We start from the raw sequence: 17998 nt of genomic DNA, 5'->3' as shown, positions 1-17998 counted from the left end.
CCTTTCGCGACACAAGGCCACTCCTACATGGGATCGCATCCCGTCAGATGTGGCGCGATAGCTTTTAAGAGCGGCCTTGTGTCGCGAAAGGGCCGCAAAGCGGCCCCATTGGCCTGACGGTTTGATATAAGATAACGCCCCTCAGATTTCTCCCGCCTTGCCTTGCCCCGGAGTCCCCCATGACGGCCCCAGCCGAGCTTTCGCCCACCCTCCAACTGGCCTGCGACCTGATCCGTCGCCCCTCGGTCACCCCCGTCGACGCCGACTGCCAGGCGCAGATGATGAACCGCCTGGGCGCCGTGGGCTTCCAGCTGGAACCGATGCGCATCGAGGACGTCGACAACTTCTGGGCCACCCACGGTACCCAGGACGGCCCGGTGCTGTGCTTCGCCGGCCACACCGACGTGGTGCCCACCGGCCCGGTGCAACAATGGCAGCATGAACCCTTCGAGGCGCTGATCGACGCCGACGGCATGCTCTGCGGCCGTGGCGCCGCCGACATGAAAGGCAGCCTGGCGTCCATGGTGGTGGCCAGCGAGCGCTTCGTGCAGGACTACCCGAACCACCGTGGCAAAGTCGCCTTCCTGATCACCAGCGACGAGGAAGGCCCGGCCCACCACGGCACCAAGGCCGTGGTCGAGCGCCTGAAAGCGCGCAACGAGCGCCTGGACTGGTGCATCGTCGGCGAGCCATCCAGCACCACCCTGCTGGGTGACGTGGTCAAGAATGGCCGCCGTGGCTCGCTGGGCGCCAAGCTGACCGTACGCGGCAAGCAGGGCCACGTGGCCTACCCACACCTGGCGCGCAACCCGATCCACCTGGCTGCCCCGGCTCTGGCCGAACTGGCCGCCGAGCACTGGGACGAAGGCAATGCGTTCTTCCCACCGACCAGCTTCCAGATCTCCAACCTCAATGCTGGCACCGGCGCTACCAATGTGGTCCCGGGCGAGCTGAGCGCGCTGTTCAACTTCCGCTTCTCCACCGAGTCCACCGTCGAAGGCCTGCAGGCGCGGGTGTCGGCCATTCTCGACAAGCATGAACTGGACTGGTCGATCGACTGGGCACTGTCGGGCCTGCCGTTCCTCACCGAGCCGGGCGAGCTGCTGGACGCCGTATCGGCCAGCATCAAGGGCGTCACCGGTCGCGACACCCAGCCGTCCACCAGCGGTGGTACCTCCGACGGCCGCTTCATCGCCACCATGGGTACCCAGGTGGTCGAGCTTGGCCCGGTCAACGCCACCATCCACCAGGTTGACGAGCGGATCCTGGCCAGCGACCTCGACCTGCTGACCGAAATCTACTACCAGACCCTGGTCCGGTTGCTCGCCTGATGCTCGCCTGCCCCCTTTGCCAAGCGCCGCTGAGCCGGCTCGACAACGGTGTGGTGTGCCCGGCCGGCCACCGCTTCGACCGCGCCCGCCAGGGTTACCTGAACCTGTTGCCGGTGCAGCACAAGAACAGCCGCGACCCGGGTGACAACCAGGCCATGGTCGAGGCCCGCCGCGATTTCCTCGAGGCCGGCCACTACGCCCCGGTGGCGCGCCGCCTGGCCGAACTGGCCGCCGAGCGCCAGCCCTCCGCCTGGCTGGACATCGGTTGCGGCGAGGGCTACTACACCGCGCAGCTCGCCCAGGCGCTGCCAGCCGCCGAGGGCTATGCCCTGGACATCTCCCGCGAGGCGGTCAAGCGCGCCTGCCGCCGCGCGCCCGAGGTCACCTGGATGGTCGCCAGCATGGCCCGGGTGCCGCTGGCCGACGCCAGCTGCCAGTTCATCGCAAGCGTGTTCAGCCCGCTCGACTGGGCCGAGGCCAAGCGCCTGCTCAGCCCTGGCGGCGGCCTGATGCGGGTCGGCCCCACCAGCGGCCACCTGATGGAACTGCGCGAAGTGCTCTACGATGAAGTACGCCCTTACGCCGACGACAAGCACCTCGCACTGGTCCCCGAAGGCATGGCCCATGCCCACAGCGAAACCCTCGAGTTTCGCCTGAGCCTGGTCGCGCCCAAGGCCCGCGCCGACCTGCTGGCCATGACTCCGCACGGCTGGCGCGCCAGTGCCGCAAGGCGTGCCCGGGTGATCGACCAGGCCGAGCCGTTCGAAGTCACGGTTTCCATGCGTTATGACTATTTCCTGCGCCAAGACTGAGCACACCGGAGCCCTTATGCGCCAACCTGATATCGAGATCTACCTGAAGGACGCCGACGTCGACCACAAGCAGATTGCCGAGTGGCTTGCCCAGGCGATCGGCCCGTGCAGCGAATGGCAGCAGAAAGGCCAGACCTTCAAATGCCAGGCCGGTAACATTCCGGTCACCTGGTTACCCAAAGCTGTAGGGAAATGGAACAGCCTTTACCTGGAAAGCGACCAGACGCCCTGGGCCGATGACGTTGCCTGCGCCCGCGCCGCTTTCGCCGCACTGGGTGTGGAAGTGCGCTGCGCGCCGGGTGGCTGGGTGGAAGAAGACGGGGAAGAGGATGCCGACCGCTGGGTCCGCATCAGCGCCGACGGTGAAGAGGAGATCACCTGGCGTACCTGAGACAGCCCCCCGCTTCTACTGCAGGAGCGGCCTCGGGTCGCGAAAGGGCCACATGGCGCCCCCCGGTTGTCAGCGTTGCTCGCCACACCGCAGGGGCTGCCTTGCAGCCCTTTCGCGACACGAGGCCGCTCCTACACTGGCCGCGTCAATCGGCCTCTACAGCAGGGGTTCAGAGCCCTACTACGTCTTCGGCTTGCAGGCCTTTCTGGCCCTGCACGCAGGCGTATTCCACCCGCTGCCCTTCGACCAGGGTACGATGCCCCTCACCGCGAATCGCCCGATAGTGGACGAACACATCCGCACCACCTTCGCGCTGAATGAAGCCATAACCCTTGGCATCGTTGAACCACTTTACATTCCCAGTCTCACGAGACGACATCTGAACTACTCCGGATTTTTATTGTGAAGATCGCCTTGTAGACACGAAGCCTCCGCCACGTGTCGACGCCGCTTGCGCAAATATCCTGCAAGTGGCAGGCCGAGTATATGACACAGAACAAAAAAATTTGATGACCGTCGCGCCGTTCGGCGATTTTTGCTGAACTTGCGCGGATACGGCAGACTAATTGGCCAGATACCCACTGAATTTCACACCCAGGGCACACACCCCATGACCCGTTCCCCCCTGCGCCGCCTGATCTTCGGCGCCCTGCGTCGCCTGTTGTACCTGTGGGTGCGCTCCGAGACCATCAACCAGTCCTCCCTCACCCTCAAGCTCGACCGCAGCCGCCCGGTGTTCTATGCCCTGCCCTCGCCGGCGCTCACTGACCTGGTGGTGCTTGACCATGAATGCACCAAGGCGGGGCTGCCGCGCCCGGTGCTGCCGGTGGCGGTGGGCCCGCTGCAGGAGCCGGCCGCATTCTTCTACCTGACCCCGGACCCGGACTGGCTCGGCCGCCACGACAAGCGTGGCGCGCCACCGACCCTGGAGCGCCTGGTCGCGACCGTGGGCCAGCATGCCGAAGAGGACGCCCAGATCATCCCGGTCAGCGTGTTCTGGGGCCAGACCCCGGCCAGTGAGTCCAGCCCGTGGAAACTGCTGTTCGCCGACAGCTGGGCGGTTACCGGGCGCCTGCGCCGGCTGCTGACCGTGCTGGTGCTGGGGCGCAAGACCCGCGTGCAGTTCTCGGCGCCGATCCACCTGCGCGAACTGGTGCAGCACAACAAAGGCCAGGAACGCACCGTGCGCATGGCCCAGCGCCTGATGCGCGTGCACTTTCGCAACCTCAAGACCGCCGTCATCGGCCCGGACATCTCGCACCGGCGCACCCTGGTCAAGGGCCTGGTCCATGCGCCGCAGGTGCGTCAGGCCATCCTCGACGAGGCGCAACGCGAAAACCTGCCGCTGGCCAAGGCCGAAGCCCAGGCGCTGCGTTATGGCAACGAGATCGCCTCGGACTACACCTACACCGCCATCCGCTTCCTCGAAGTGGTGCTCAGCTGGTTCTGGAACAAGATCTACGACGGCATCAAGGTCAACCACATCGAGCAGGTGCAAGGCATCGCCCCCGGCAACGAAGTGATCTACGTGCCCTGCCACCGCAGCCACATCGATTACCTGCTGCTGTCGTATTTGCTGTTCCGCAACGGCCTCACCCCGCCGCACGTGGCCGCAGGCATCAACCTCAACATGCCGCTGGTAGGTAACCTGCTGCGCCGTGGCGGTGCCTTCTTCATGCGCCGCACGTTCAAGGGCAACCCGCTGTACACCGCAGTGTTCAACGAATACCTGCACACCCTGTACACCAAAGGTTTCCCGGTGGAGTACTTCGTCGAAGGCGGCCGCTCGCGCACCGGGCGCATGCTGCAGCCACGCACCGGGATGCTGGCCATCACCCTGCGCAGCTTCCTGCGCTCGTCGCGCACGCCGATCGTCTTCGTGCCGGTGTACATCGGCTACGAGCGCGTGCTGGAAGGCCGTACCTACCTGGGCGAGCTGCGCGGGGCCAGCAAGAAGAAGGAGTCGATCCTCGACATCTTCAAGGTATTCGGCGCGCTCAAGCAGCGCTTTGGCCAGGTGTACGTCAACTTCGGCGAACCGATCCGCCTCGCCGGCTTCCTCGACCAGCAACAGCCTGGCTGGCGCGACCAGGACCACGGCCCGCAGTATCGCCCGGCCTGGCTCAACGCCACTACCACCCGCCTGGGCGAAACCGTGGCACGCCACCTCAACGAGGCGGCGGCGATCAACCCGGTCAACCTGGTGGCCCTGGCGCTGCTCTCCACCAGCCGCCTGGCCCTGGACGAACGTGCCCTGACCCGCGTGCTCGAGCTGTACCTGGCCTTGCTGCGTCAGGTGCCCTACTCGCCGCATACCACCCTGCCCGAGGGCGACGGCCAGGCGTTGATCGAACATGTGCGCAGCATGAACCTGGTGGCCGAGCAGAAGGACGCCCTGGGCCGCATCCTGTACCTGGATGAAGCCAACGCGGTGCTGATGACCTATTACCGCAACAACGTGCTGCACATCTTCGCCCTGCCAGCCCTGCTGGCCAGCTTCTTCCTCAGCAGCTCACGCCTGAGCCGGGAGTTGCTGGGCCGCTACGTGCACGCGCTGTACCCGTATCTGCAGGCCGAACTGTTCCTGCGCTGGACACCGCAGCAGCTGGACGAGGTGATCGACCAGTGGCTGGCCGCGCTGGTCGAACAGGGCCTGCTGCGCCAAGACAACGACGTGTACATCCGCCCCGCGCCGAGTTCACGGCAGTTCGTCTTGCTGACCCTGCTCGCCCGCACCATCACCCAGACCCTGCAGCGCTTCTACATGGCCACCTCGCTGCTGCTCAACAGCGGGCAACACAGCCTCAGCGCCGAAGCGCTGGAAGACCTGTGCGTGATGATGGCCCAGCGCCTGTCGATCCTGCATGGCCTGAACGCCCCGGAATTCTTCGACAAGACGCTGTTCCGCCACTTCATCCAGACCTTGCTCGAGCAGGGCGTGCTGCAGGCCGACAGCCAAGGCAAGCTGGGCTATCACGACAAGCTTGGCGAGCTGGCCGAAGGCGTGGCCAAGCGCGTACTGTCGGCCGAGCTGCGCCTGTCGATCCGCCAGGTCGCGTTGCACCGCGACGACGGGCTGGAAAGTTCGACCCTGTAAAGGGTTCGGCAGCCGGGAAAATCCGCTAAAGTCCCTGGGGTTGGCCACAAGCCAGCTCCAAGGAAAACGGAGACGCCATGAAAAAGCTCTTTATGCTGTGTTGCGCATCCCTGCTCGCAGCCTGTTCCAGCCACACCCCGTCCAGCCAGGCCAGCCTGGATGGCGAGGTGTTCTACCTGCAGCGCAGCGCCCTGCCACCGACCGCCACGCTCAGCGTCGAGCTGCAGGACGTGTCGCTGATGGATGCCCCGGCCGTGGTCCTGGCGCGCCAGGCCGGCCCGGTCAAAGGCAACGTACCGCTGCCCTTCCACCTCGCCTACGACCCGGCCCAGGTCAAGCCCGGCCACCGCTATGCGCTCAGCGCGCGCATCGAACTGGATGGCAAGTTGCTGTTCATCAACACCGAACAGCATGCTGTCCGGCTGGATGGCCATGACCCGCAACCGCTGCGGATCAAGGTCGATCCGGTCCGCTGAAACCCGTATTCATCTGTTTACAAGGAAAGCTTCATGATCCGCACCTCCCTGCGTTTCACCACCCTGTGCGCCGGCCTGCTGCTGTCGGCCAGTGCACTGGCCCTGTCGCTGGGCGACCTGAGCCAGAAAGACGCCACCGGCGGCCTGAAAGATGCCCTGACCCAGGGCGCGCAACTGGCCGTCAAGCAGCTGAGCGCCCCGGGCGGCTTCAGCAACAACCCGGACGTGCGTATCGAGCTGCCGGGCAACCTGGGCAAGGCCGCCAAGGCGATGAAGATGTTCGGCAAGGGTGACCAGGTCGAAGCCCTGGAAACCAGCATGAACAAGGCCGCCGAGGCTGCCGTGCCGCAGGCCCAGGCGATTCTGGTGGATGCCGTGAAGAACATGAGCGTGACCGATGCCAAGGGCATCCTCAGCGGTGGTGACGATTCGGCGGCCCAGTACCTGAACAAGAGCAGCCGCGAGCAGATCCGTGCCAAGTTCCTGCCGATCGTCAAGCAGGCCACCGACAAGGTTGGCGTGGCCCAGCAGTACAATGCCTTCGCCGCCCAGGCCAAAGGCCTGGGGCTGGTCAAGGACGACGCCAATATCGAGAACTACGTGACCGAGAAGGCGCTTGATGGCCTGTTCGAGATGATCGCCAAGCAAGAGCAGAGCATTCGCCAGAACCCGGCTCAAGCGGCTACCAGCCTGGCCAAGAAGGTCTTTGGCGCGCTGTGATGGCGGTGGGGCTGCCTGGCAGCCCATCGCGACACCAGGCCGCTCCAACACAGCTTGCAAGGGCCTGTAGGGGCGGCCATGTATCGCGAAAGGAGGGCCAAGCCCTACGCTATGAACTTCAGCCCTTCTTCACCCTGAACCACGCCGCATACAACGCCGGCAGGAACAGCAGGGTGAGCACTGTGGCCACGATCAATCCGCCCATGATCGCCACGGCCATCGGCCCGTAGAATACGCTACGCGACAACGGGATCATCGCCAGCACCGCCGCCAGTGCGGTCAGCACGATCGGCCGGAAGCGCCGCACCGTGGCTTCGATGATCGCCTGCCAACGTTCCTGGCCGGCGGCGATGTCCTGCTCGATCTGGTCCACCAGGATCACCGAGTTGCGCATGATCATCCCCGCCAGGGCAATGGTGCCGAGCATGGCGACGAAGCCGAACGGCTGGCGGAACACCAGCAGGAACAAGGTCACGCCGATCAGCCCCAGCGGTGCGGTGAGGAACACCATCACCGTGCGCGAGAAGCTGCGTAGCTGGATCATCAGCAAGCTCAGCACCACCACCACGAACAGCGGCATGCCGGCGTTCACCGACTTCTGCCCGCGCTCGGAGTCCTCCACCGTGCCACCTACCTCCAGCAGGTAGCCATCGGGCAGCCTGGCGCGAATCTCTTTCAGGGTCGGCTCGATCTGCTTGACCAGCGTCACCGGCTGCTGCTGGTCGTAGATGTCGGCGCGCACCGTCACCGTCGGCAAGCGGTTGCGGTGCCAGATGATGCCCTCCTCGAAGCCGTAGGCCAAGGTTGCCACCTGCGACAAGGCCACGCTCTGGCCATTGTCGGTCGGCAACGCCAGGCTGCCGAGGTTGCCCAGCTCGTGGCGTTCCTGGTGGGTACCGCGCAGCAGGATCTCGATCAGCTCGTTGTCCTCGCGGTACTGGCTGACCGTGGTCCCGGTCAGCGAGCTTTGCAGGAAGCTCGACAGGTGCGCGGTACTGACGCCCAGGGCACGTGCCCGGTCCTGGTCGATTTCGAGGAATACCGCCTTGCTCGGTTCTTCCCAGTCCAGGTGCACGTTCACCACATGCGGGTTCTCGCGGATCTTGTCGGCCACTTCGCGGGCCAGTGCTCGGACTTTCTCGATGTGCTCGCCGGTGACGCGGAACTGCACCGGATAACCCACGGGCGGGCCGTTTTCCAGGCGGGTGACGCGGGCGCGCAGGTCGGGGAACTGCTGGTCCATGGTGCTGATCAGCCAGCTGCGCAGGCGCTCACGGTCCTCCATCGACTTGGCCAGCACCACGAACTGGGCGAAGCTCGCCGCCGGCAGTTGCTGGTCCAGTGGCAGGTAGAAACGCGGCGAGCCGGTACCCACGTAGGCCACATAGTTGTCGATGCCGTCCTGCTGCCTGAGTAGCGCCTCCAACTGCTTGACCCGCTCGGCAGTGTTGGCCAGCGAGCTGCCTTCGGCCAGCTTCAGGTCGACCAGCAGCTCCGGGCGCCCGGAGGCTGGGAAGAACTGCTGGGGCACGAAGCGGAACAACAGGATGCTGCCGACAAAGGCGGCAATGGTCAGCAGGATGACGGTCTTGCGCCGCCGCACGCACCACTCCACCAGCCGCCGCACGCGCTGGTAGAACGGGGTGGCGTACGGGTCTGGCGCGTGGCCATCCGTGCCATGGCGGGCGGCATGCAGGCTGGCCAGGTCGGGCAGCAGGCGCTCGCCCAGGTAAGGCACGAAGACCACGGCGGCCACCCAGGAGGTGAGCAAGGCAATGGTCACTACCTGGAAGATCGAACGGGTATACTCGCCGGTGCCGGAGGCCGCCGTGGCAATCGGCAGGAAGCCGGCCGCGGTGATCAGGGTGCCGGTGAGCATCGGGAAGGCGGTGCTGCTCCAGGCATGGCTGGCCGCCTTGAGCCGGTCGTAGCCCTGCTCCATCTTGATCGCCATCATCTCCACCGCAATGATCGCGTCATCCACCAGCAGGCCCAGCGCCAGCACCAGTGCGCCCAGGGAGATCTTGTGCAGGCCGATGCCAAAGTAATGCATGGCGGCAAAGGTCATGGCCAGCACCAGCGGAATCGCCAGCGCCACCACCAGGCCGGTGCGCAGGCCCAGCGAGAAGAAGCTCACCAGCAGCACGATGACCAGCGCCTCGACCAGCACCTGGATGAATTCGCCCACGCCAGCCTTGACCGCCGCCGGCTGGTCGGACACCTTGCGCAGCTCCATGCCGGCCGGCAGGCTGCGTGCCAGGCGCTCGAACTCGCCTTCCAGGGCCTTGCCCAGCACCAGGATGTCGCCGCCGTCCTTCATCGACACCGCCAGGCCGATGGCATCCTCGCCCATGAAGCGCATGCGCGGTGCCGGTGGGTCGTTGAAGCCCCGGTGTACCTCGGCGACATCGCCGATGCGGAAGGTGCGGTCACCCACGCGAATGGGGAACTGGCGAATCTGCTCGACGCTGCCGAAACGCCCGCTTACCCGCAACTGCAGGCGCTCACTGGGGGTTTCGAAAAAGCCGGCAGTGCTGACCGCGTTCTGCTCCTGCAGGGCCTGCTGCACGGCCGCCAAGGGCACACCGAGGGTGGCCAGCTTGAGGTTGGACAACTCGATCCAGATTTTTTCGTCCTGCAGGCCGACCAGCTCGACCTTGCCGACGTCCTTGACCCGCTGCAGCTGGATCTGGATACGGTCGGCATAGTCCTTGAGCACGGCATAGTCGAAGCCCTTGCCGGTCAGCGCATAGATATTGCCGAAGGTGGTGCCGAACTCGTCGTTGAAGAACGGGCCCTGGATTTCCGGCGGCAGGGTGTGGCGGATGTCCGCGACCTTCTTGCGGATCTGGTACCACAGCTCGGGGATATCCCGGGAATGCAGCGAGTCACGGGCCATGAAGGTAACCTGCGACTCACCGGGGCGGGAAAACGAGACAATCCGCTCGTATTCGCCGGTTTCCATCAGTTTCTTCTCGATGCGTTCGGTGACCTGGCGCGACATTTCCTCGGCGCTGGCACCCGGCCACAGGGTGCGGATGACCATGGCCTTGAAGGTGAACGGCGGGTCTTCGCTCTGGCCGAGCTTGGTGTAGGACATCGCGCCAATGACCGCCAGCAGGATCATCAGAAACAGGACGATCTGGCGGTTGCGCAGCGCCCAGGCAGAAAGGTTGAAACCCATCGGGACTTACTCCTTGGCCGTCAGGTTCACTACACGGTTGGTGCGGTCTACCGGGCGTATCTCCTGGCCCTCGCGCAACACGTGGCCACCGGCGGCGACTATCCAGTCACCCACGGCAAGGCCCTCCAGCACCGGCACACTGTCGGCACCATAGGCCCCCAGGCGCACCAGCGCCCGCTCCAGGCGGCTGTCCTTGTTGACCCGCCAGACGTAGGCCTGGCCGTTCTCTGCGGTAACCGCCGACAACGGCACGGCCAACGGGATCAAGCCTTCGTGGGCGATGTACACCCGGGCGCTCTGGCCCAGCTCCGCCGGCGTGGCAGCGGAGGTGAAGGCAATGCGTGCGGCAAAGGTACGCGAGCGCGGGTCGGCGGCCGGCGACAGCTCGCGGATGCGCCCCTGGAAGCGCTCCTGCGGGTGCGACCACAGTTCCACGCTCACCGCCTGGCCTACGGCGAAGCGGGCGAAGTGCTGCTCCGGCAGGCCGATGAGCACTTCCCGCTCGCCATCGGCAGCAAGGGTGAATACGGTCTGCCCGGCCGCGACCACCTGGCCCACTTCTACCTGGCGCTTGGCGATCACCCCGGCCTGCGGTGCACGCAGCACGGCATATTCGGCCTGGTTGCCGGCCACGTCGAACTCGGCCTTGGCCTGCTTGAGGCGGGCCTGCCCGGCGCGGTAGAGGTTTTCGGCGTTGTCGTACTGCGAACGGCTGACCATCTGCCGGTCCAGCAGCTTCTGGTAGCGATCGCGCTCGGCACGCACCAACGACAGGTTGGCCTCGGCGGCCGCCAGCTGGGCACGATTGGCTTCCAGCTGCAGGCGCACATCCTGCGGGTCGAGTTCGGCCAACGGCTGGTCGGCCTTGACCCGCTGCCCTTCCTCGACCAGGCGCTTGCTGACCTTGCCGGCAATGCGGAAGGCCAGCTCCGGCTCGAAGCGCGCCCGCACTTCACCGGGGTAACTGTCGGCAGCGGCTTCGGCCGGCTGCGGTTGCACCACCAGCGCCGGGCGTGGCGCGGCGGGTGGGACGGCTTCCTGGCCGCACGCTGCCAGCAACAGCACGGCGGCGGTGGACAGGGCGATGGACAAGGCATGGCGCAACATGATGAATCCTTTCGCGAGGTGCACGTCTGAATATTTATACTGGCAAGTATATTAAATCAGCGAACCGGAGCCGGGAAGCCAGCGCCGGCAGAAAAAATCACGCCACGTTTTCACCATCTTCAGGTTTTTTTCACCGGGATGCGCAGCGCTGCCCGCACCTCCGGCATCACCTTCAGCGCAACGACCTGGGCGCTGGGCCGCACACCAGAGCGTGTCCGACAGCATAGGCGCGTACGCCTTCGCTCACCCGCCGGCAGCGCCAGGTAGTCCAATACTCCCAGGCCGCCTGGGAGTATCCGCCGATGCGCCGCCCGTGGCGCTTATCCATAGTTGAGGCCTGTAGCGGAGGTCTGCAGCCAGGCCTCGACAACTGGCAGCGCTTGCGAGAGAGCCATGACCATGAACAAGAAGAACGCATCGCCAACGGACAAACACAATAGCCCCGCCGATGACCTGCCCCCCATCTCCCCACCTACCGTCACCACCGACCTCAGCGACTATAGCCCTGGCAGCACCGCCACCGTCACGGCCAGCGGCTTTGCGGCTGGCAGCACGGTCGCTTTCGAGGTGGACCATGCCACCGGCGCTGGTGCGGATAACCTGTGGGGCACCCCCGACGATGTGCTCGCCACCGACGCCGGCGAAGGCCACGACCCGTGGTACGTGACCGACGGCGGCGCTGGCGACCTGGACGGCAAGGTCAACGGCAGCATTACCACCTCGTGGTACGTCAACCCCGACGACTCGGCGGGCGCCACCTTCCTGCTCAGCGCGACCGGCGCGGGTGCCGACCAGGTGTTCGGCACGGCTGACGACGTGCTGGCGACGACGTCGTTCACCGACAGTGCAGTGATCACCGCGACCGGTGTGAACGTGACGCTGGACGAAACGGCCGGGTTGCAAAATGGCACAGCCACACCAAGCCCGGCCTCGGATGCCGACGACAACGACATCCTGGTGGCCTCCCTGCCCTCCGCGTTCTCGACCCGCCTCACCGCACTGGGCGCCGGTACCCCGGCAGGTGCTGCCTTGAGTGGCTATACCGGGGCCGTGGGCAACACCGGCAGCAATGCATTCACCATCACCCCGGCACCGGGCGGCACCATCACCGACGTCAGCTTCACCAACAGCGCTGGCGCGCCGCTCAATGGCCTCGACAGTGGGCTGGATACGCTCGATGGCGTCAGCATCCTGCTCTACACCGATACCAGCAACAACAACATCGTGCTGGGCCGTGCGGGCGGGCCAGCAGGTGCGATCGTGTTTGCCGGTTACATCGAAGAAACCGGCTCGCCCGTCAGCGGCGGCAAGATCTGGACGGTGGAATACCAACCGCTGCTGCACCCGAACACCAGCAACCCGGACGATGCCGTCAACCTGCTGAACAAGGTATTCATCGGCACCAACCAGGACCTGCAATTCAGCCTGGCCAATGCGCCTTCCGGGCAGAACCTGTTCCTCATGTTCACCACCGCGAACCCGACCGTGGTCAATGACGGCGGCATCCTGCGTATCAGCGACCCGACCATCATCGCCACCGGGAAAGACCCGGCCGACCAGTCGAGCGGTGCCAGCATCAACACGGGCGATACGATCAACACCAGCCAGGCGGGTGGCCCGACCACCTTCGGCACCAACAACCAGATGATCGTGGAGCAGGAAGGTATCCGTTTCTCCTTCGTCACCGGCGCCCGGCAGAATGTGACCATTCCCAACCTGGACCAGAACGAAGCGGATATTGAAGCCAACATCGACTACACCGCGGTGTTCAATGTGAAGTCGGCCAGTTTCGATGTGGTGCAACTGCAAAGCGGCAAGAGCGCCGTGGTCACGGTCAGCGCCTACAGCACGGCCGCTGAGCCTGGGGTGAACTTCATCAATGGGTACAGCAACGATGCCGCAGTGGCGATCACCAACGTTCGCGTCATCAATATCGCCACAGGGCAGGTAGTCGAGAACTCGAACGGGTCGGTGAATGACCCGAACATCGTCATCACCTTTGCCTCGGGGGTCGCTACCCTCACTGGCATTACCGCCGGCCAACGAATCGAGTACACCACCACACAGGATCACAACCGTGTGCTCATCCAGAATGGCGCTGCCGTGGACGCCAAGGGCGATACCCATGCCGATTTCGATATCGGCGGCCTGAAGCTACTTCAGGTCACTACCGCTACCGCTGAAATCGGCTCCAAGATGGTCTTCGAAGACGACGGCCCGAGCATCAGTACCACCGGCACCGAGCCGACCCTGACCGTCGATGAAACCAACCTGGCGATCAACGCCAGCCAGAGCTTCGCCGCCAACTTCACCTCGGCCTTCGGCGCCGATGGTGCCGGCACACTCACCTACGCCCTGGGCGTGGTGGCAGGCGCTTCGGGCCTGACGGACACGGCCACCGGCGAGGCAGTCAACCTGTCGCTCAATGGCACCGTGGTGGAAGGCCGCACGGCCACTACCAACCTGCTGGTATTCACGGTCAGCGTTGCCAGTAACGGCACCGTCACCCTCGACCAGCTCCGCGCCATCGTTCACCCCGACACCACTAACCCCGATGACTCGAAGACCCTGTCCGGCGACAACCTGGTGACCCTGACCGCGACCAAGACCGACAAGGACGGCGACAGCGCCCAGGCCACGCTGAATATCGGGCAGAACCTGGTATTCAAGGATGATGGCCCAAGCATCAGCACCACCGGCACGGAACCGACCCTGACCGTCGATGAAACCAACCTGGCGATCAACGCCAGCCAGAGCTTCGCCGCCAACTTCACCTCGGCCTTCGGCGCCGATGGTGCCGGCACGCTCACCTACGCCCTGGGCGTGGTGGCAGGCGCTTCGGGCCTGACGGACACGGCCACCGGAGAGGCGGTCAACCTGTCGCTCAATGGCACTGTAGTGGAAGGCCGCACGGCCACCACCAACCTGCTGGTGTTCACCGTCAGCGTTGCCAGTAACGGCACCGTCACCCTCGACCAGCTCCGCGCCATCGTCCACCCCGACACCACTAACCCGGATGACTCGAAGACCCTGAGCGCCGACAACCTGGTGACCCTGACCGCGACCAAGACCGACAAGGACGGCGACAGCGCCCAGGCCACGCTGAATATCGGGCAGAACCTGGTATTCAAGGATGACGGCCCGAGCATCAGCACCACCGGCACGGAACCGACCCTGACGGTCGACGAAACCAACCTGGCGATCAACGCCAGCCAGAGCTTCGCCGCCAACTTCACCTCGGCCTTCGGTGCCGATGGTGCCGGCACGCTCACCTACGCCCTGGGCGTGGTGGCCGGCGCTTCGGGCCTGACGGACACGGCCACCGGTGAGGCGGTCAACCTGTCGCTCAATGGCGCCGTGGTGGAAGGCCGCACGGCTACCACCAACCTGCTGGTGTTCACCGTCAGCGTTGCCAGTAACGGCACCGTCACCCTCGACCAGCTCCGCGCCATCGTCCACCCCGACACCACTAACCCGGATGACTCGAAGACCTTGAGCGCCGACAACCTGGTGACCCTGACCGCGACCAAGACCGACAAGGACGGCGACAGCGCCCAGGCCACGCTGAATATCGGGCAGAACCTGGTATTCAAGGATGACGGCCCGAGCATCAGCACCACCGGCACGGAACCGACCCTGACGGTCGACGAAACCAACCTGGCGATCAACGCCAGCCAGAGCTTCGCTGCCAACTTCACCTCGGCCTTCGGCGCCGATGGTGCCGGCACGCTCACCTACGCCCTCGGCGTGGTGGCAGGCGCCTCAGGCCTGACGGACACGGCCACCGGCGAAGCGGTCAACCTGTCGCTCAATGGCGCCGTGGTGGAAGGCCGCACGGCCACCACCAACCTGCTGGTATTCACAGTCAGTGTTGCCAGTAACGGCACCGTCACCCTCGACCAGATCCGCGCCATCGTCCACCCCGACACCACTAACCCGGATGACTCGAAGACCCTGAGCGCCGACAACCTGGTGACCTTGACCGCGACCAAAACCGACAAGGACGGCGACAGCGCCCAGGCTACGCTCAACATCGGGCAGAACCTGGTATTCAAGGATGACGGCCCAAGCATCAGCACTACCGGCACCGAGCCGACCCTGACCGTCGATGAAACCAACCTGGCGATCAACGCCACCCAGAGCTTCGCCGCCAACTTCACCTCGGCCTTCGGTGCCGATGGTGCAGGCACGCTCACCTACGCCCTGGGCGTGGTGGCAGGCGCCTCCGGCCTGACGGACACGGCCACTGGGGAAGCAGTCAACCTGTCGCTCAATGGCACTGTGGTGGAAGGCCGCACGGCCACTACCAACCTGCTGGTGTTCACGGTCAGTGTGGCCAGCAACGGTGAGGTCACCCTCGACCAGCTCCGCGCCATCGTCCACCCCGACACCACTAACCCGGATGACTCGAAAACCCTGAGCGCCGACAACCTGGTGACCTTGACCGCGACCAAGACCGACAAGGACGGCGACAGCGCACAAGCCACGCTGAACATCGGGCAGAACCTGGTATTCAAGGATGACGGCCCGAGCATCAGCACCACCGGCACCGAGCCGACCCTGACCGTCGATGAAACCAACCTGGCAATCAACGCCAGCCAGAGCTTCGCTGCCAACTTCACCTCGGCCTTCGGTGCCGATGGCGCCGGCACGCTCACCTACGCCCTCGGCGTGGTGGCAGGCGCCTCCGGCCTGACGGACACGGCCACTGGGGAAGCGGTCAACCTGTCGCTCAATGGCGCCGTGGTGGAAGGCCGCACGGCCACCACCAACCTGCTGGTATTCACGGTCAGCGTTGCCAGTAACGGCACCGTTACCCTCGACCAGCTCCGCGCCATCGTCCACCCCGACACCACTAACCCGGACGACTCGAAGACCTTGAGCGCCGACAACCTGGTGACCTTGACCGCGACCAAGACCGACAAGGACGGCGACAGCGCACAAGCCACGCTGAACATCGGGCAGAACCTGGTATTCAAGGATGACGGCCCGAGCATCAGCACCACTGGCACCGAGCCGACCCTGACCGTCGATGAAACCAACCTGGCAATCAACGCCAGCCAGAGCTTCGCCGCCAACTTCACCTCGGCCTTCGGCGCCGATGGCGCTGGCACGCTCACCTACGCCCTCGGCGTGGTGGCAGGCGCTTCGGGCCTGACGGACACGGCCACCGGCGAGGCGGTCAACCTGTCGCTCAATGGCACCGTGGTGGAGGGCCGCACGGCCACTACCAACGCGCTGGTGTTCACGGTCAGCGTCGCCAGTAATGGCACCGTCACCCTCGACCAGCTCCGCGCCATCGTCCACCCCGACCCCACCAACCCCGATGACGTGAAGACCCTGACCGCCGACAACCTGGTGACCTTGACCGCGATCAAGACCGACAAGGACGGCGACAGCGCCCAGGCCACCCTCAACATCGGGCAGAACCTGGTGTTCCACGATGATGGGCCATCCCTGGCCTTCGGCAACCTGATCGGAACCGGCAGCATCCTGCCGCAATACGGTTTCTGGAACAATACGATCGGTGCCGACGGCCTGGGTGCGACCGGCCTGGACATTTCGCTGGTGGGTGGCCAGTTCACCCTGGTCCGGCCCGACAACACCACCACGACCGGTACTGGCACCCTCACCGAGACGTCGCCTTCGCCAGATGCCAATGGCGCGTTCCACTTCACTGGCACCTTGACCGGGGACTTCGACAACAACGCCGCAACGGCCAACACCACGATCGACTACACGCTGACGGCTTACGCCAATGGCAGCTACACCCTGGACCTGGTGCAAGGCTTCCATTCGGTCACCACGCTCAGCAGTGCCAACGGCTCGCTGGATGCCGGCGGCCCGGACCCAGTGCGTACCTTGCTGATCCCTAAAACCAGTGACCCAAGCATTCCGTCGGCATCCGAGGAGATCGTGTTCTTCTCCGCCAAGGCGCTCGCCTCGACGGCAGACATCTTCACCGGCATAGGCATCGGGGCTACCGACCCGACCGAAGCCCAGCTGCAGACCAATCCCCTGCCGTCGTACATCGACCCCGCGTCGATGAACGTCAGCACGTCCGGTATCGGCGTCGCCAACAACCTGTTCCAGGGTGACAACCTGGCGGCGATCAGCTCCGCCGATGAAAGCTTCGTGGTCAACCCGGAAACCTTGCTGACGGGCATGAAGGTCTACATCGACAACTCCGTAGGGGGCTACGACACCGCCACCGAGGACCTGTACTACCGCATCTACTACGCCGATGGAACGACGTCGAACCTGACCGAGGTGAACACCCTCACCCCAGAGGCTGGCGGCCAGGTGTCGTTCCTGATTCAGAAGGCAGGTTCGTCGCTGATTGATGCCGTGCAACTGACGATGGGGCGGGGCGAAATCAAGATCCCGGTGATCGAGTTCATCAAGGAAACCGAGAACCTGGCCAGCGACATCAAACTGCAGTTCAGTGCAACGCTGACGGACAAGGATGGCGACTCCGCAAGCAGTACGTTCGACGCCAACCTGTTCGCCAACGAAGCGGACAACGCAGCGTTCGACTTCTCGCTGGTTGGCACCACCGGCCAGCGCGATGCGTTCAACGTCGACCTGTCGGCTGATGAGCAGCTGTACCAGGTCAGCGGGTTCGATGCCGGTGCGGGGCAACGCGACAAGCTGGTGCTCAATGGCGATCCGAATGCCGTCGTGCAGTCGATCGACAACAGCGGCGCAGACAGCATCGTGACCATTGCCGAATCCGGCGGGCAGACGACGACCATCACCTTGGTCGGGGTCGACATCCTCAACACCGACATTTTCAATGGGAGCGTATGAACATTGAGTGAAAACCTGCGAGGGTGGCCTGAAAAGCCACCCTCGCAGCGTTTCTGCAGGCCACCAACGA

Annotated in this window: 10 protein-coding genes; 7 read left to right on the top strand and 3 right to left on the bottom strand. The window is 64.9% G+C overall.

The window, feature by feature from the left end:
• Positions 1-179: 179 nt before the first annotated feature.
• The 3 genes from dapE to HU763_RS05765 are packed head-to-tail and all read left to right on the top strand — an operon-like array spanning position 180 to position 2534.
• Positions 180-1331, top strand: a complete 1152-nt coding sequence (gene dapE, locus HU763_RS05775; RefSeq protein ID WP_186689844.1) for a succinyl-diaminopimelate desuccinylase — start codon at positions 180-182, stop codon at positions 1329-1331.
• Positions 1331-2143: a putative RNA methyltransferase gene (locus HU763_RS05770; protein WP_170028625.1), complete on the top strand. Its 813-nt coding sequence runs from the start codon at positions 1331-1333 to the stop codon at positions 2141-2143. The genes dapE and HU763_RS05770 overlap by 1 nt, the downstream gene beginning before the upstream one ends.
• A 16-nt stretch (positions 2144-2159) precedes the next feature.
• The gene (locus HU763_RS05765; RefSeq protein ID WP_170028623.1) at positions 2160-2534 is read left to right on the top strand and encodes a hypothetical protein; all 375 of its coding nucleotides are present in this window, start codon (positions 2160-2162) and stop codon (positions 2532-2534) included.
• 169 nt (positions 2535-2703) lie between these two features.
• On the opposite strand, the gene HU763_RS05760 is transcribed toward HU763_RS05765, so the two are convergent.
• Positions 2704-2913: a cold-shock protein gene (locus HU763_RS05760; protein ID WP_003252255.1), complete on the bottom strand. Its 210-nt coding sequence runs from the start codon at positions 2911-2913 to the stop codon at positions 2704-2706.
• A 231-nt stretch (positions 2914-3144) separates the two neighbouring features.
• Here HU763_RS05760 and plsB point away from each other — a divergent pair, with 231 nt between their 5' ends.
• The 3 genes from plsB to HU763_RS05745 all read left to right on the top strand — a co-directional run bounded on the left by plsB (position 3145) and on the right by HU763_RS05745 (position 6827).
• A complete protein-coding gene (plsB, locus tag HU763_RS05755; protein ID WP_186689846.1) occupies positions 3145-5631 on the top strand; it encodes a glycerol-3-phosphate 1-O-acyltransferase PlsB in 2487 nt (828 codons plus the stop codon).
• Positions 5632-5708: 77 nt separating this feature from the next.
• Positions 5709-6107, top strand: coding sequence for a YbaY family lipoprotein (locus HU763_RS05750; RefSeq protein WP_186689847.1), 399 nt, complete (start codon positions 5709-5711; stop codon positions 6105-6107).
• A gap of 33 nt (positions 6108-6140) precedes the next feature.
• Positions 6141-6827, top strand: coding sequence for a DUF4197 domain-containing protein (locus tag HU763_RS05745; RefSeq protein WP_186689848.1), 687 nt, complete (start codon positions 6141-6143; stop codon positions 6825-6827).
• A 118-nt stretch (positions 6828-6945) separates the two neighbouring features.
• On the opposite strand, the gene HU763_RS05740 is transcribed toward HU763_RS05745, so the two are convergent.
• Complete coding sequence (locus HU763_RS05740; protein ID WP_186689849.1) at positions 6946-10011, bottom strand: efflux RND transporter permease subunit; 3066 nt, start codon at positions 10009-10011, stop codon at positions 6946-6948.
• 6 nt (positions 10012-10017) lie between these two features.
• Entirely contained in the window at positions 10018-11118 is a 1101-nt protein-coding gene (locus HU763_RS05735; RefSeq protein WP_186689850.1) for an efflux RND transporter periplasmic adaptor subunit, read from the bottom strand.
• A gap of 399 nt (positions 11119-11517) precedes the next feature.
• Here HU763_RS05735 and HU763_RS05730 point away from each other — a divergent pair, with 399 nt between their 5' ends.
• Positions 11518-17928 carry a DUF5801 repeats-in-toxin domain-containing protein gene (locus tag HU763_RS05730; RefSeq protein ID WP_476705418.1) on the top strand — a complete coding sequence of 2137 codons (6411 nt, stop codon included), beginning with the start codon at positions 11518-11520 and terminating at the stop codon, positions 17926-17928.
• The last annotated feature ends 70 nt before the right edge of the window (positions 17929-17998 follow it).

Origin of the sequence: Pseudomonas anuradhapurensis, assembly GCF_014269225.2 — a bacterium.
Lineage (GTDB): Bacteria > Pseudomonadota > Gammaproteobacteria > Pseudomonadales > Pseudomonadaceae > Aquipseudomonas > Aquipseudomonas anuradhapurensis.
The sequence above is the reverse complement of the archived record's forward strand: the minus strand, read 5'-3'. Positions and strand labels throughout refer to the sequence as shown.